Below are 15,258 nucleotides of genomic sequence, written 5' to 3'. Positions count from 1 at the left end.
GATGCGGAGGATGGGGGGGATGGGGAGGATGGGGAGATGGGGGAGATGGGGAGGATGGGGAGGATGGGGGAGGGATTAGCAATTAGCAATTAGCCATTAGCCATTAGCCATTAGCAATTAGCAATTAGCAATTAGCCATTAGCCATTAGCAATTAACCATTAGCAATCAACCAAAATGACCTTCTATATAATCTTTGGTACTGGGATTAGTTGCCGAAGTAAAAATCTTACTTGTCAGACCAAATTCAATCATCCTACCAATGCGACTTTCATCCGTATTGAAAAAAGCAGTATAGTCCGAAACGCGAGCGGCCTGCTGCATATTATGCGTAACAATTACAATAGTTAACTGCTGGCGCAAGCCTTGAAATAACTCCTCAATCTTCATAGTAGAAATTGGATCGAGAGCTGAACAAGGCTCGTCCATTAGTAAAACTTTCGGCTGTACAGCCAAAGCTCTGGCAATACAGAGCCGCTGCTGCTGTCCCCCAGAAATACCCAAAGCAGATTTTTTCAGATTGTCTTTTACCTCATCCCAAAGAGCAGCATTTCTGAGGGCTGATTCCACAATTTCATCTAATTGAGCTCTGCTTTTGCGACCAAAAATTTTAACTCCGTAAGCAATATTATCATAAATGCTGGCAGGAAAAGGATTTGGTCTTTGAAACACCATACCGATTTGGCGGCGCAAGCTATTAATATTAATGCGCTTGTTGTAAATATCCTGCCCAAAAAATTCTACCTTTCCTGTAATTTTAACTTTGCCTTCTAATTCTGCAATGCGGTTGAGAGCTTTAAGAAAAGTAGATTTACCACAGCCAGAAGGGCCGATGATCGCGGTGACTTGCAGGTGAGGAATGTCCACTGACAAATTTTCCAGCACTTTGTTAATACCGTAGTAAAAGCTCAAGTCATTAATCCGCAAAGCCGGAACTCCGTTGAAGTCAACTTCAGGAGTGGCATTTTCTTGAAATCGAGTGGTATAGTTTCCTATTTTTGGGTTAATTTCTGACATTATTCAGCGAGTTTTTAATTGTTTGCTAGTGACTATACGAGACAGAATGCTGCTGAGCAAAACCATCATCAAAAGGACAGCGCCCGCTGTCCAAGCTAGTTCATTCTGCTCTTTGTAAGGCGAACTAGCATAACTGTATATTAATACTGACATAGAAGCCGTAGGACTTAGTAAATCCTCCGACCAAAATTGACTGGATAGAGCGGTAACAATCAGCGGTGCAGTCTCGCCTGCGGCGCGGGCTGCGGCAAGTAAAACTCCTGTAGTGATCGTCGGTAGCGCTGACGGGATAATAACTCTAAACATACTTTGAAAGCGTCCCCCGCCTAAAGCAGCGGAAGCAAGGCGATAGGAAGTAGGAACTAATTTTAACGCTTCTTCTGTTGTTAGTGCTACCATTGGTAGCATGATAATACTTAAAGCAAAGCCGCCTGCTAAGGCAGAAAATGTTTTAGTAGTAACTACAATTAAGGCATAAGCAAACACGCCGACGACGATGGAGGGAACGCTGCTGAGGATAACTGTAATGAAGCGGATAATATGGGCAATAATTTTATGATCTCTAGAAAATTCTGCTAAAAATATGCCCGTCATCACGCCAATAGGTAAGCTAAATAAAGTTGCAATTCCTACCATAATGAACGTCCCGACAATAGCATTGGCAAAGCCGTTGGGTTGATCTTCAACTCCCATTGGGGCGGGGAGAGAGACTAGCACTTCCCAGCTTAAATGCCCAAAGCCTTCGGCAAGGATTTGATATAAAATAGCAAACAAAGGCAGCAATGCTAGTGCTGTGAGGGCGAAGGCAAGAAATGTCAAGCCTCGGCTAAAAAAATTCCTAGTCAGCGATAGGGGTTGGTGAAGTTCTACATCTATCGATTCACTTAAGTTATGATGATTGGTCATTGTCATCTGTTAAGTTTGGCTTGCCTGTAACGGTTTAATTTTTAATGGCCTTAATGCCGATTAGCTGAATTAGCAATGCTGCTATAAAGTTTACCAAGAGGGTGATCAGGAAGAGAATCAGAGCTAAATACATTAAAGCGCCAATGTGCAACAGTTCGAGAGCTTCACGAAATTGAGTTGCCAAAACAGCGGGTATTGTGTAACCGGGCGCTAAGAGAGAACCATTGATTTGGATCGAGTTGCCGATTACCATTGTGACTGCCATTGTTTCCCCTAAAGCTCTCCCCAATGCTAATATAATAGCTCCGATAATTCCTGAACTCCCAGCCGGTACTAGCAGGTAGCAAATAGTTTCCCAGCGGGTGGCTCCAAGAGACATGGAAGCGCTCCGCAAATCAATAGGAATTGCTAACAATACTTCGCGACTGATAGCCGCTATTGTTGGCAGAATCATTACTGAAAGTATGATGCCGGCGGGAAGCATTCCAGGGCCGAATGGTTCGGTGCTGAAGAGGGGAAACCAGCCGAAATGATCGAAGAGCCACTGCTGGAAGGGTAGCAAGAATGGAATAAAAACAAAGATGCCCCAAAGACCAATAATTACGCTGGGAATGGCAGCGATTAATTCTATTAGGAATCCTAGAGGCGATCGCACCCAAATTGGCAAGAAGTTTTCGCTGGTGACTATTGCTGCTGAAAGTCCCAAGGGAACTGCTATTAAAAGTGCGATCGCAGAACTTACTAGCGTGCCGTAAATGAAAGGCAGAGCCCCAAACTGCAATTCCCCTATATTCCACTGGGTACTCCACAAAAATGGCAGCCCAAATTTTTCAATGGCTGGATAAGCATCTTTAAAAATTATCCAGCTCATCCAAAAAAGCACCCCGGCTGTTGCTAATGCAAAACCCCAAACCAATCCACTAAATGCGTACTCTAACCACCAACTTTCGCCTTTGGTATCTGTTAAGTCAGCACTGGCGTTTATTCCTGCGGGTGACTGATTAAAGTTGTCGCGCTGTTGAGAAAAATCTGCCATAGATTAGCTAATACTATAACTGCGGTGCGTTTGGGTAAGAAAAATTTTGGGCAAGTTTTAAATTTTATAGGACTTACGCATTGTAAGTCCTATTTGATCTTCAACTCAAAACTGCTACATTTATGAATTAGCCTTTGACAATGATGCTTTGATTCACTGTTTGAACTACCTTCTTAGTTATAGCATCAGGAATCCGCGTATATTCCAACTGTTTGTTGATACCTTGTCCTGTAGTCATTACCCAGTTTACCATTTTTTTAATGGCATCTGCTTTGGCAGCAGGGTACTGTTTGTAAACTAAAAGCCAAGTCAAGCCGACAATAGGATAGCCATCTCTAGGATTGCCTTCTACTAAGCGGAAATCGCCAGGAAATTGCTCACTCGAAAGAGCTTTATCTGCTTCGGCAAGACTGGGATCTACAAAACGGCCAGCTTTATTTTGAATAAATGCTGTCTGTAGATTGTTCTGCCGAGCGTAAGTATCCTGAACGTAGCCGATCGCACCTGCTGTTTGTTTTACCAAATTTGCTACGCCGGGATTTCCTTGACCGCTGAGGGGGCTTCCAGGCCAACTCGGCTGGGATGCTGCTTTAATGCTGCTACCAATAGCTTGCAAGTGGTTGGTGAAAATGAAGCTTGTGCCGCTACCTTCTGCCCTGACAGCAACTCGAATCGGGCTGTTGGGCAAATTTTTTGCTTGTCCAGAAATTTGAGCAATTTTGGCATCATTCCAGCGGGTGATTTTACCCTCGAAAATACCTTTCATCGCTTCGTTATTCAATCGGAGATTATTGACTCCAGGCAGGTTGTAAACTACTGCGACGGCACCGCCTGCCGTAGGAACTGCGATTACGCCCCGACTTACTTGACTAATTTGTTGCGAGCTCATTAGTGCATCGCTGCCTGCGAAATCAACTGTGCCTGAAATTAATGCTTTGATGCCAGCCCCGCTGCCTGTTCCTTCGTAGTTAACGGTAATTCCTGTTCCGCTTCTCATTTGAGAGAAGTAACGGTCGTAAAGTGGCTTAGGAAAAGTTGCCCCTGATCCATTGAGAGTAACGGCAGCGACTGCCCCACTGATTAGGCTCAGTGAAAAAGCTACTACTGCCAGTGAAACTACAAGAGCACGCCGCCAACGTGCTGTCAAAAAAATCATATTGCTTTGTCCCCAAGTAAATAGCTGGCTTTAGGAATTTCCTACCAAGGATAAACTCAAATTACTATGCAACTGTCTCGATAAAAATAAGGTTATTTTAAAATTTAGTTAATAAAAGATTAAATTTGTTGCAATTGGTTGTTAATATTTCTAGGCCAAGGCAAAATGAAAGCAAAGCATCTTTATTTTTAATTTTATAGCAGTCTTAAATGGAATTGTGCCTGTGGGGGTTGCGCCCCGTTGCCTACCCTATTTTTGAGGGTGATCGCACTCCACTGATACCCCTCCGATCCCATAATAGTAAGAAGCACTTTACATTTCTTAAATTATTATGGCAAGAGACCTGCGAGGATTCCTGAAAATTCTGGAAGAAAGAGGGCAATTACGGCGAATTCAGGCTTTAGTTGACCCAAATTTGGAGATTGCGGAGATTTCTAACCGGATGCTGCAACAGGGCGGCCCTGGGCTGCTGTTTGAAAATGTCAAAGGATCGGCTTTTCCGGTGGCGATTAACCTGTTGGGGACTGAGGAACGGGTTTGCTGGGCGATGAATATGTCAAAGCCTGCGGAATTGGAGGAATTGGGCAAGAAATTGGGGATGTTACAACAGCCAAAGCCGCCTAAGAAAATTTCGCAGGCGATAGATTTTGGCAAGGTGCTTTTTGATGTAATTAAAGCCAAACCAGGTCGCGATTTTTTCCCTGCTTGTCAACAGGTTGTAATTGAGGGTGATGGACTCGATTTGTCTCAAATTCCTATGATTCGACCTTATCCGGGAGATGCGGGAAAAATTATTACTTTGGGTCTAGTAATTACAAAGGATTGCGAGACGGGAACGCCGAATGTTGGTGTTTATCGGTTGCAGTTACAATCCCCCAATACCATGACAGTTCATTGGCTATCTGTACGCGGTGGGGCGCGACATTTGCGGAAGGCAACGCAGGCTGGTAAAAAGTTAGAAATTGCCATCGCGCTTGGTGTCGATCCCCTGATTATCATGGCCGCTGCTACACCGATCCCGGTTGATTTATCAGAATGGTTATTTGCCGGACTTTATGGCGGTTCTGGGGTGCAGTTGGCGAAGTGTAAAACGCTCGATTTAGAAGTGCCTGCGGACTCGGAATTTGTGTTAGAAGGAACGATTACACCAGGAGAAGTTTTACCCGATGGCCCTTTTGGGGATCACATGGGATATTACGGGGGAGTTGAGGATTCGCCGCTGGTTCGATTCCACTGTATGACGCATCGGAAAGAGCCAATTTATCTAACTACTTTTAGCGGCCGCCCGCCGAAAGAAGAAGCGATGATGGCGATTGCCCTGAATCGAATTTATACTCCGATTTTACGTCAGCAAGTCTCGGAAATTGTGGACTTTTTCTTGCCAATGGAAGCGCTCAGTTATAAGGCCGCAATTATTTCCATTGATAAGGCTTATCCGGGTCAAGCGCGGCGTGCGGCTTTGGCTTTTTGGAGTGCTTTACCGCAGTTTACTTACACTAAGTTTGTGATTGTTGTAGATAAGAGTATCAACATTCGCGATCCACGTCAAGTAGTATGGGCAATTAGTTCTAAAGTTGACCCTTCGCGAGATGTTTTTATTTTGCCGAATACACCGTTTGATACTTTAGATTTTGCTAGTGAAAAGATTGGTTTAGGGGGAAGAATGGGAATTGATGCTACTACTAAGATGCCACCGGAAACTGACCATGAATGGGGGGAAGCTTTGGAGTCTGATGCTGATGTGGCAGCTATGGTTGAGCGACGTTGGGTTGAGTATGGTTTGGATGATTTGAATTTGGGGGAAGTCGATCCTAATTTGTTTGGGTATGAAATGAGGTAAAAGTAGGGGCGAAGTATTCCGACAGTAAATCTTTGCTTTTAACCAATAAATTATCTACGGTCATAGTTCGCCCTTAATGCCGGGTAGAAGAAGAGGAAAGAGTGAAAATTTCTTCCCTTTTTTTGGGAATTTTGCTAAACTTAGATTAAGTGTTTTTGCCGGGATGCCAGGTTATTATGTCTCTTGTTGCACAAGATTTAGTCGATCAAGATTTAGAGTCCACAGAGGAATTGCCGGAAGTAATTGTATTTCCACCTACTGATTTATGGAGTGATGAACCACCTTTGGAAAGTGATTTACATTGGCTGCAAATGCAGTTACTGATTGATTGTCTTACTTGGTTGTGGCGAGATCGTAATGATTTCTATGCGACTGGAAATTTAACGATTTATTATAGTCCTGAACAACGTAAGTCTCAGGATTTTCGCGGCCCTGATTTTTTTGTGGTTTTGGGAACAGAACGCAAACATCGTAAAAGTTGGGTGGTTTGGGGTGAAAATGGTCAATATCCTAATGTGATTGTCGAAATTATTTCTCAGAGTACGGCACAAGTTGACAAGGGTTTGAAGAAACAAATTTATCAGGATGTGTTTCGGACACCGGAATATTTTTGGTTTCATCCAAATAGATTAGAGTTGGCTGGTTTTCTATTAGTTGGTGGTCAATATCAACCCTTGGAAGCTAACGATCGAGGTTGGCTTTGGAGTCAGCAGTTAGAGTTATATTTGGGTGTCCAAAATCGTCAATTGCGCTTTTTTACGAGGGAAGGGCAATTAGTTCCAACACCGGCAGAAGTCGCTGAAGTTGCACAGCAACGCGCTGAAACTTTGGCGGCACAATTGCGGGAATTAGGAATTGAACCAAATGCTTGATAGTTAACATTAATTGCCTCTGTTGATTGATATTCAGCAGAGGCAATGTTAAACTGGGATTAATCAAAGTTACAGGAGTTAAATCTATGCCTTCTCCATTTCCGGGTATGAATCCTTATTTAGAACATCCTCACTTTTGGCCAGGGATACATCACTTGCTAATTAGTGAACTGGTAAGATTGTTAGGCCCCCAATTGCGTCCTAAATATTTAGTTTCCGTCGAGGTGCGAGTGTATGAAAGTATCGACGATTCGCTGACGGTGGGGATTCCCGATGTAACGATATTACGGCCGCAGATTGCTACAAATTCTACAACATCTAATGTCGCAATTGCAGCGCCTCCAACACAGTCGATGAAAGTAACAATTCCCATGCCTATAACAGTTAGAGAAGGATATTTAGAAATTAAAAATGTGGCAACAAAAGAAGTCGTGACGGTGATTGAATTGCTTTCACCTACCAATAAACGGACTGGGAAAGGGCGAGAAATGTATGAAGAGAAGCGGGAGGAAATTTTAGGGAGTAGAACTAATTTAGTGGAGATTGATTTATTGAGAAGTGGCAAGCCGATGCCTGTGATTGAGAATAATATTGAGAGTCACTATCGGATTTTAGTTTGTCGGGGAAATCGGCGACCGAATGCGGATTTATATGCTTTTAATTTACAGAATATAATGCCTGTATTTCCCTTGCCATTGCGATCTGAGGATGCGGAACCGATGATTGATTTGTTCTCTTTATTAAATGAGATTTATGATGTTGCGGCTTATGATTTGAAGATAGATTATAATGGGGAGGTTGTGCCGTCGTTGTCCGAGGTGGATGCTGTTTGGGTTGATGCTTGGTTGCGCGATCGAGGGTTGCGGGCCTGATTTCGATTTGCCGCAACCCTAAAATTTCCCTATTGTAAAAATCGATCAATAGGCGGACTTTGTTCGTGTAGCCGCGATTTCAAGCGCCATGATTCAATCGCCACGATTTTTACAAGAGGTCTAACCTAAATCCTAATTGTGGACATTGCCGCCAATTCTCGCTCCGGTTCCATGCCAATAGTAGGCGGATAAGAACGATTTGCCACCTGACTAATCAACTCCAAATGTTGTGGCAATAACTTAGACAAATTATACTTTTCTAAAGCAGTTTGACGCGCTTTTACGCGCAATTCAGCCATGCGAGTAGGATGATCCAAAACTTCACTAATCCGATCCGCAATATGCTTAGGCGAGAAGAAATCTACTAACAAACCATTTTCCCCATCACGGATAACTTCTCTCACAGGCGGCGTATCAGAACCAATTACTAAACATCCCGTTGACATCGACTCAATCATCGACCAAGATAACACAAAAGGTCTAGTTAAATAAACATGAGCATCGGAGGCCTGAATTACTTTCAGATATAAACCATAAGGAAGAGTGCCAACAAAATGAACTCTAGATAAATCCAGCGGCACTTTCTTAAGCATATAATCTTTGTAATTTTCACCATTAGGTAAAGATTTGCCGTAGCAAACTCTTTCTGATGCGACAACTACAACATGGCAATTTTGACGGCGTTCTTGCAAATAAGCAATGGATTCAATAAATTCGGGAAAACCGCGATAGGGTTCCATTCCCCGCGATACATAAGTAACAATTTCATCCACTCCTGATAAATCTAAATTTGGTAAAACAAGTTTGGCTCCGGGATTAGGTTTAAAATATTCAGTATCTACGCCATCATGGAGTACAGAAAGCTTTCGCTGAAATTCTTGGGGAAATTGCGATCGCTGCCAATAAGTAGGCGATAACCCCCAATCACAGGAGTATAAATCAATTAAAATCGGCGCATTTTTTACCCGAATTCTAGCCATATCATCGATGGTTAAAGGTTCCGCTGGATCGAAATCTGCATCGGAATTAACAGAGTGATAAAACCACTCGAAATAACACAGCAGTGGAGTGTTAGGAAAAGCTTCTTTAACAAATAGTGTTGGCCCCCATCCAGAATGACCGCAAATCACATCAGGAACAAAACCTTGTGCTTTTAATTGTTCTGCCATTCTAAACACCGCCTGCCCGTAAATCACACCACTTTCTAAGGGCCGGACATAGTGGTGAGTCTGGGGATGCGGTTCGCGGCTAGGCGTAAATACTGCTTTGCGAACGCCTGGAATATTCCATTCTTGACGCTCATTTTTCGTTCCGAAAACAATCTGATTTTTGGGATCGGCACCTAAAGCGGTGATGATGTGGCGGTATTGGGCGGGAAAGTTGGGGTGAAGAAATAATGCTCGCATTGTTGAAGGAAGAAGGAAGAACGGTGATAATTGTAATGAGTTATTAATAGCTTGGGGCTTGACAAACCCAGACGCAATCTCGCGGGACAGAAGAGGCATCTTTCAGCAGGATTTTGTAGTTCAAATGGGTAAGAAATTTTTCCATAATTGTATCAGTCATAATTGAAAAAGCAGTTCCATCTCGGTGGCCCATTAAGTTGAGATGCCAATCACTCAAGAATTTTTCCCAACCTAATTCAGTGAAAATGTTGCTGTGGTGAAATACACAGATAGCATCCCCCCGCAAAACTTTAGGAATCTGAGTCAGGTAGTTAAAAATATCTCTGGGTTCTATGTGCACCATTGTATCGTAGCAAAAGCAAATATCTACGGAGCTAGGATTAATACCTCCCAATGTTAGACCATTGAGTTTAACATAAGTAACTCGCTCGTCACCTAAGCGCGATCGCGCTGCTTGCAACATTTCACTGGAAATATCAGCACAAATCACGCGATCGCAATATTTTAGCAACATTGCTCCCGTCCGCCCGCCGCCGATCCCAATTTCTAAAACTGTATGCTCTTTTTTAATATAAGGCGCAATAAATCGCTCTTCTATCAGCGTTTCATACTCTGCTAATGAGTTAGCTGCCCCGGCTGCTTTGCCAATCCATTCATCGCCAATATGACCCAATTCGGGGTTATTTTTTTGCCATTGCTGGGCGTAACTGTCCCAGGCTCCCTCATAATCAATTTTCATGTTTTTAACTTTCCAATGTCAATGGTGTTGATGTTTAAGTTTGTAATAAGTTCCCGTATTTCCTAATGTAACGCCGCCCTCTGGGCGTTTAGGATACCGCCCAGAGGGCGGCGTTACAAAAATCTTGCTTAATTGCTAATTATGTTAATTATATATCTTTTGGTCGCAAAATGCTTAAACAAAAATCTGTTTGTAATCCTCCCGGTAACTCCATTAAAATATCTTCAAATTCTAGAAGTAACCTAATAATTGCTTCTCCTTTTGCATCTCCTGGTAAAAATTGACTGTGATCTAATAACGGATACATTGGGTGTAAGATTGCTCCTCCAAGGGGGTTAAAAACTTCCATTTCAAAATATTCGGCAAGTAAGGGAAGTATCAGTTTTGAGCGCACGGCCTCAGAAGGATCTGCTTCAAATACCTGTTTAAGTGTTGGGTTAATAAATGTTTCCATTTTGCCCGATTTTAGTTCGTCTGGAAAGCAATTATATAACCGATTGATCAAATCTACTTGATGCTGGCTGTAGATATTATAGCAGTCTCCCACATATTCATTAACTATTAAGTAACCCTCCGGCTTTAAAGATTGATGAACAATTGACATGAAGCGTTCAATTTCTTTAACATGGTGCAGAGAACCAGAACAAAATATAACGTCATACTTATGGTTTTCATTAATTTTAAAATTATTGAAGTCATCTTGATAAAAATTAATATTTACTCCTGCTAAGTCTGCATTTTTTCTGGCAATTTCTAAAGAAGCATCCGAAAAGTCAAAGGCATCGATATGTTTAGCTAAACCTAATTTTGCTATAATTACTTCGTGATTGCCAATACCACATCCAATCGATAATAATCTGTCAAATTTTTGGCAAGCAAAAAAATCTTCAATTAACCAAGCCAGCCAATATTTTTGCGTCTCTCCCCCAGACATTCGCTTGTTAATAGACTCTTCAATAATTGGATTAGATACCCATTGGCTAGCCACCCCGGCCCTGGGAGTCGTTTCCCAGTAGTTTCTGGCTTGAGACAAACCATATTTTTGCAGCCAATCGGATATGGTTAAATCTTTCTTATCTGGTATCAATAAAAGTCGTTTGATAACCTTTTTAATTAACCGTTTTATTGACTTAACCATAAAATTTCTAGCGGGTTTATTTAATTAAAATGTAGTTTAAATTCCTCATTTAATTTTTTTTGTGATTGAGGTACGCTTCACAAAAAATCTGACCATAATCTTGAGTCATCTCCTCAAAAGTATTCAATGATTCTAAAACATATTTGGCATTTTCGGCAAGACGCTGGCGCAGTGTTTCATCCTCCAACAGAGATAAAATAGATGCCGCCAGTTCTTCCGGTCGATCGGGGGTGTAAAATAAACCATTGATACCAGGTCTAACTTGTTCTTTGATCCCAAATACTGGCGTTGTCACGATTGGTAAATCGTAAGCCATTGCCTCTAAAATCACCCTAGGAAAACTTTCTACGCGAGACGTACAAACAAAAATATCTGCTGCTTTGTAATACTTTGCTGTCTCTGGAGTTTCAGCAACTAAACTTACCCGTTTTCGCAATTCTTCTGGCAATTCATTGACCATTGCAGCCAATTTGTTGCTGTAAAGACTGGGGCGATCGCCGACCATAAAACATCTAATACGATTATGCCATTTTTCAGGTAAATAGGAAAGTGCTTTCACCAAGTCTTGCTGACCTTTGCGTTCGCAGACCGTACCCAACAGCAAAATCATAACATCATCTGGTTCAACACCAAGAAGTTTCCTCGATAAATCTGAATTTCCAGACCGATCTAATCTACTTAAATCTAACCCATTGTGAATCACTCTGAAATTATAGTGGCTATTGAGTTGCGAATATCTATCCCGCGTCGCATCAGCTACAAAAATTACCTGATAAGGAAATCGAAAACACTCAAGAGCTCTAGCAGCAATTTCCGGCCCAAACCTATCAAAATAAGTTTGCCAAGGATCGCTTTCATGCACATTCCACACTGAAGAAATACCAAGTTTATCGGCAACATCTACCATGAAAAAGTTTTCTAAAGTATTGACATAAATTACATCAACATTATAGCTTTCAACCTCTTTCGCAAAAATTTGGATTGCCCGATCGTAACCATCGCGCTGATAAATATGTTCCAGCGGGTGATCGCGAACAATTACTTTCATACCATGCTGTTCATAAACCTCCCGCAACGGGCCATCTGTAACGCAAAATATAACAGGTTCAATTATCCCTTTAGAAAACAATTCCACAGCTATTTCATATTGATGTAGTGGCGCACCCGTGAAATCTAAAGAATTGCTACACATCAACAATTTTGGTCGAAATGTGACTGCATTTCTTCCTTCTTCCTTCTTCCTTCTTCCTTCTTCCTTCAAAAAGAATCTACGAGGTTGAATCCGAAAATACTCATCATCTAAAGATAAGTGAGGACTATAAAAATCATCTACTTTCCCCGCATACTTGCGTCGATATGCTGCAACTTCCTTCGGATTATCGTTAAAACCCCTAGAAGTACCTTCACGATGGAGAAGTTCAGCATCAGGACAATAAACTGAGCGATAACCCTGTTCTAACAAGCGATATCCATAGTCAACATCGTTGTAAGCAACGGCAAAGTTTTGCTCATCAAAACCGCCCAATTCTAAGAACAAATTACGTGGTGTTAGCATACAAGCTGCTGTCACCGCTGAGTAATTTCGCGTCACCATTGCCAGAGAAAGATAACCCCGGTTGTCGCTAGACATTAACTTAAAAGCATGACCAGCTAAACCATGATGCAATCCATGAATTACCCCAGCGTGCTGAATCCTACTATCAGGATACAAAAGTCTCGCACCAACTGCACCCACTCCAGAAACCTGAGCATAGCCTACCATTTGACTCAACCAGCGTGGATTAATTACCTCAGTATCGTTATTCAAAAATAATATATAATCGCCGTCTGATTTTTCCGCAGCACGGTTATTAATAGCAGCAAAACTAAATTTACCGCCTTCATTTTTAATCCGCAAAACTTGATGAGGAATCTGATTTAAATATTCTAGTGTCTTAGGATCGTCGCTTTCATTGTCAATCACAACTACTTGATAATTTTGATAAGTCGTCTTTTTGAGAGAATCCAGACAACCTTTCAGCAACATTAACTGATTTTTGGTAGGGATAATAATCGTTACAGCAGGCCCATTGTCAGGAAAATGCTGGGAGAATATTCCCAAATTTTCTTTACTTGCCCAGTCTGGCTGATATACACTACCCTCAATATTTCGCCGTTCTAAAGCTTCTTGAATTGCTTTTTGACCTGCGCCAAAACTAGCCGGTTTAGCAGCCCCTGATATAGCTGTAGAACCTGGCGCTGTTCGCCAATGATATAATACTAATGGTAGATGTCCAACTTGACGAGAAACTTCTGTAGCTCTCAAAGCAAAATCGTAATCTTGCGACCCTTCAAACCCTAGCCGCAAGCCGCCAATTTTCTCAAAAATTTGACTTCTCACCACGCACAAATGACCAAGATACATATAGGAAAGCAGCAATTCTGGCGACCAATCAGGTTTGAATTGCGGGCAAAATCGATGACCTTCAGTATCAATTTTGTCATCGTCTGAGTAGAGGAAATCTACTTCTGGATGTGCGGCTAGATATAAAGCAACTTCCCCTAATGCGTCGGGAGTCAGTTCATCATCGTTATCAAGAAACAAGAGAAAATCGCCTGTAGCAAGTTCGGCGGCGCTATTTGTAGCAGCGCTAATATTACCGTTTTTAGTGCGAAACGTTAGGCGAATACGGCTATCTTGTTCTGCCCATTTTTTCAAAGTTTTAGCAACAGTTTCATCTGTGCTACAATCATCAGCAATACAAAGTTCCCAATCTTGATAAACCTGCTTGGTAACGCTGATAATCGCCATCTCCAAAAATTCTACTGGTGGATTATAGACTGGCATCACCACAGAAATTTTGGGTAATTTTTGCTGACACAATTCTAGACGAGAAATTAGGTATTTGCGTGCGCGTTTGTTCCACTGATTTACTTCTAGCCAAGCATCGTAAGCATCTATTGGCTGCGGTATCACAAAACCACCCGGTAATTGTAAGTCACCCGGCGAACTTAATTGTTTTTGTTGCCGATAAATTGCTACTACCTGACGTGCCACCTTAGCTATTTCCCAAGGCATAGGGAGAATTCTACCGAGGCGTTGTTTTCTCTCTTCCATTCGCTTACTGATGGCCCCTGCAAATCGCGAGACTTCCTGTAATTTATCTATCCCTCTCTGCCAGATACTATAACGCAGCACCGTCAATATTTTAGGTGATTGAAATGACAGTATTTCCCCATTTTCTAGCTGTGCTTGCAGAGAAATTTGCCATTCTCCCGGCGGTAAATTAACCAACGCCTCGAAGCCACTTTCAGAACTACCAACCCAATCAGGGAAAACCTCTCCGACATCTTTGCGTCGCAAACCATAGGCACAATCTATAGCAATGTCTCCGCAGTACAAAGTCAATTTAGTAACTTTTCGATCTGGATGGCAACACCAACCTGCAAACAAGATTTGTCCTTGATTTTGCTGCTGTTCTACTGGCGCATCAAAAGCAGCTTTAATTGTCGAAACTGAGAGAGAATAAGATGTAACTAAATGCCATTTTTCTTGGCTATCTTGCACCTCTAACAGCAGTTTTTGTCGTCCCACAGGCGGTTGAAAATCAATCCTAAAACCCGATTTGACTGCATTGGAAATATGGGGGTAAGATAGACCGACATCGCCTCTCCCTATTCCATAAACTCCCTCAAAATACTTTTCCCCAATCCTGGCTCGTACCGCTTTAATGCTGATTCTATTATGAAATAACCAACCAGCGATTTGTAGCTTCTCACCATCAATATCCCAACTAGCAGGCGCATCTAGAACCAAGAAAAATCGAGGAGGTAAATCGCGCAGGCGACGCTTTAAGTCTAACCATTTTTCTCTCAATTTCCATAATTTAGAAGACTTAATTGCAGCAATTTCGGTACGAAATTCTTCAGCCTCTAAGCGCGAACGGTCTATTTGCGCCATAATTTCTTTAAATTCTACTTTAGTAGAACCTAGCTCGGTTTCTAGCTCTGCAAATTGAGCGGCAATTTCTTGCAATTGTGCTTCCTTTGCCTCAACTATTCCCTGAGTCGAACCTAATTCAGTTTCTAATCCCAAAACCTTAGCTAAAGCTTCTTGAAATTGCGCCTCAGTACCCGCCAATTTTAACTGAGTCGAACCTAATTCAGTTTCTAATCCCAAAACCTTAGCTAACGCTTCTTGAAATTGCGCCTCAGTACCCGCCAGTTTTACCTGAGTCGAACCTAATTCAGTTTCTAATCCCAAAACCTTAGCTAAAGCTTCTTGAAATTGCGCCTCAG

11 protein-coding genes are annotated in these 15,258 nt (G+C 42.1%); 3 read left to right on the top strand and 8 right to left on the bottom strand.

Features of this window, described 5'->3' with window-relative positions:
- Positions 1–166 precede the first annotated feature (166 nt).
- The 4 genes from pstB to pstS all read right to left on the bottom strand — a co-directional run bounded on the left by pstB (position 167) and on the right by pstS (position 4,113).
- Positions 167–1,015 carry a phosphate ABC transporter ATP-binding protein PstB gene (gene pstB, locus PY364_RS08790; RefSeq protein ID WP_275521866.1) on the bottom strand — a complete coding sequence of 283 codons (849 nt, stop codon included), beginning with the start codon at positions 1,013–1,015 and terminating at the stop codon, positions 167–169.
- 3 nt (positions 1,016–1,018) lie between these two features.
- Positions 1,019–1,927 carry a phosphate ABC transporter permease PstA gene (pstA, locus tag PY364_RS08785; RefSeq protein WP_275521864.1) on the bottom strand — a complete coding sequence of 303 codons (909 nt, stop codon included), beginning with the start codon at positions 1,925–1,927 and terminating at the stop codon, positions 1,019–1,021.
- Positions 1,928–1,955: 28 nt separating this feature from the next.
- A complete protein-coding gene (gene pstC / locus PY364_RS08780) occupies positions 1,956–2,957 on the bottom strand; it encodes a phosphate ABC transporter permease subunit PstC (protein WP_275521863.1) in 1,002 nt (333 codons plus the stop codon).
- A 127-nt stretch (positions 2,958–3,084) separates the two neighbouring features.
- Entirely contained in the window at positions 3,085–4,113 is a 1,029-nt protein-coding gene (gene pstS, locus PY364_RS08775; protein WP_275521862.1) for a phosphate ABC transporter substrate-binding protein PstS, read from the bottom strand.
- Positions 4,114–4,444: 331 nt separating this feature from the next.
- Here pstS and PY364_RS08770 point away from each other — a divergent pair, with 331 nt between their 5' ends.
- The 3 genes from PY364_RS08770 to PY364_RS08760 all read left to right on the top strand — a co-directional run bounded on the left by PY364_RS08770 (position 4,445) and on the right by PY364_RS08760 (position 7,697).
- A complete protein-coding gene (locus tag PY364_RS08770) occupies positions 4,445–5,953 on the top strand; it encodes a UbiD family decarboxylase (protein ID WP_275521861.1) in 1,509 nt (502 codons plus the stop codon).
- A 176-nt stretch (positions 5,954–6,129) separates the two neighbouring features.
- Positions 6,130–6,825 carry a Uma2 family endonuclease gene (locus PY364_RS08765; protein ID WP_275521860.1) on the top strand — a complete coding sequence of 232 codons (696 nt, stop codon included), beginning with the start codon at positions 6,130–6,132 and terminating at the stop codon, positions 6,823–6,825.
- Positions 6,826–6,911: 86 nt separating this feature from the next.
- Complete coding sequence (locus PY364_RS08760; RefSeq protein ID WP_275521858.1) at positions 6,912–7,697, top strand: DUF4058 family protein; 786 nt, start codon at positions 6,912–6,914, stop codon at positions 7,695–7,697.
- A gap of 125 nt (positions 7,698–7,822) precedes the next feature.
- On the opposite strand, the gene PY364_RS08755 is transcribed toward PY364_RS08760, so the two are convergent.
- The 4 genes from PY364_RS08755 to PY364_RS08740 all read right to left on the bottom strand — a co-directional run.
- Entirely contained in the window at positions 7,823–9,103 is a 1,281-nt protein-coding gene (locus PY364_RS08755) for a glycosyltransferase family 4 protein (protein ID WP_275521857.1), read from the bottom strand.
- 43 nt (positions 9,104–9,146) lie between these two features.
- On the bottom strand, positions 9,147–9,842 hold the full coding sequence (locus PY364_RS08750; RefSeq protein ID WP_275521856.1) for a class I SAM-dependent methyltransferase: 696 nt from the start codon (positions 9,840–9,842) through the stop codon (positions 9,147–9,149).
- 148 nt (positions 9,843–9,990) lie between these two features.
- Positions 9,991–10,980 (bottom strand): class I SAM-dependent methyltransferase, encoded by a 990-nt coding sequence (locus tag PY364_RS08745; RefSeq protein ID WP_275521855.1) that lies wholly within the window; start codon positions 10,978–10,980, stop codon positions 9,991–9,993.
- 49 nt (positions 10,981–11,029) lie between these two features.
- Positions 11,030–15,258 (bottom strand): glycosyltransferase (locus PY364_RS08740; RefSeq protein WP_275521854.1); only part of this gene is annotated, 4,229 nt, incomplete at its 5' end.

The sequence above is a fragment of the Kamptonema sp. UHCC 0994 genome (assembly GCF_029167235.1).
Lineage (GTDB): Bacteria > Cyanobacteriota > Cyanobacteriia > Cyanobacteriales > Microcoleaceae > Kamptonema.
This window is presented reverse-complemented; position numbering and strand designations above follow the sequence as displayed.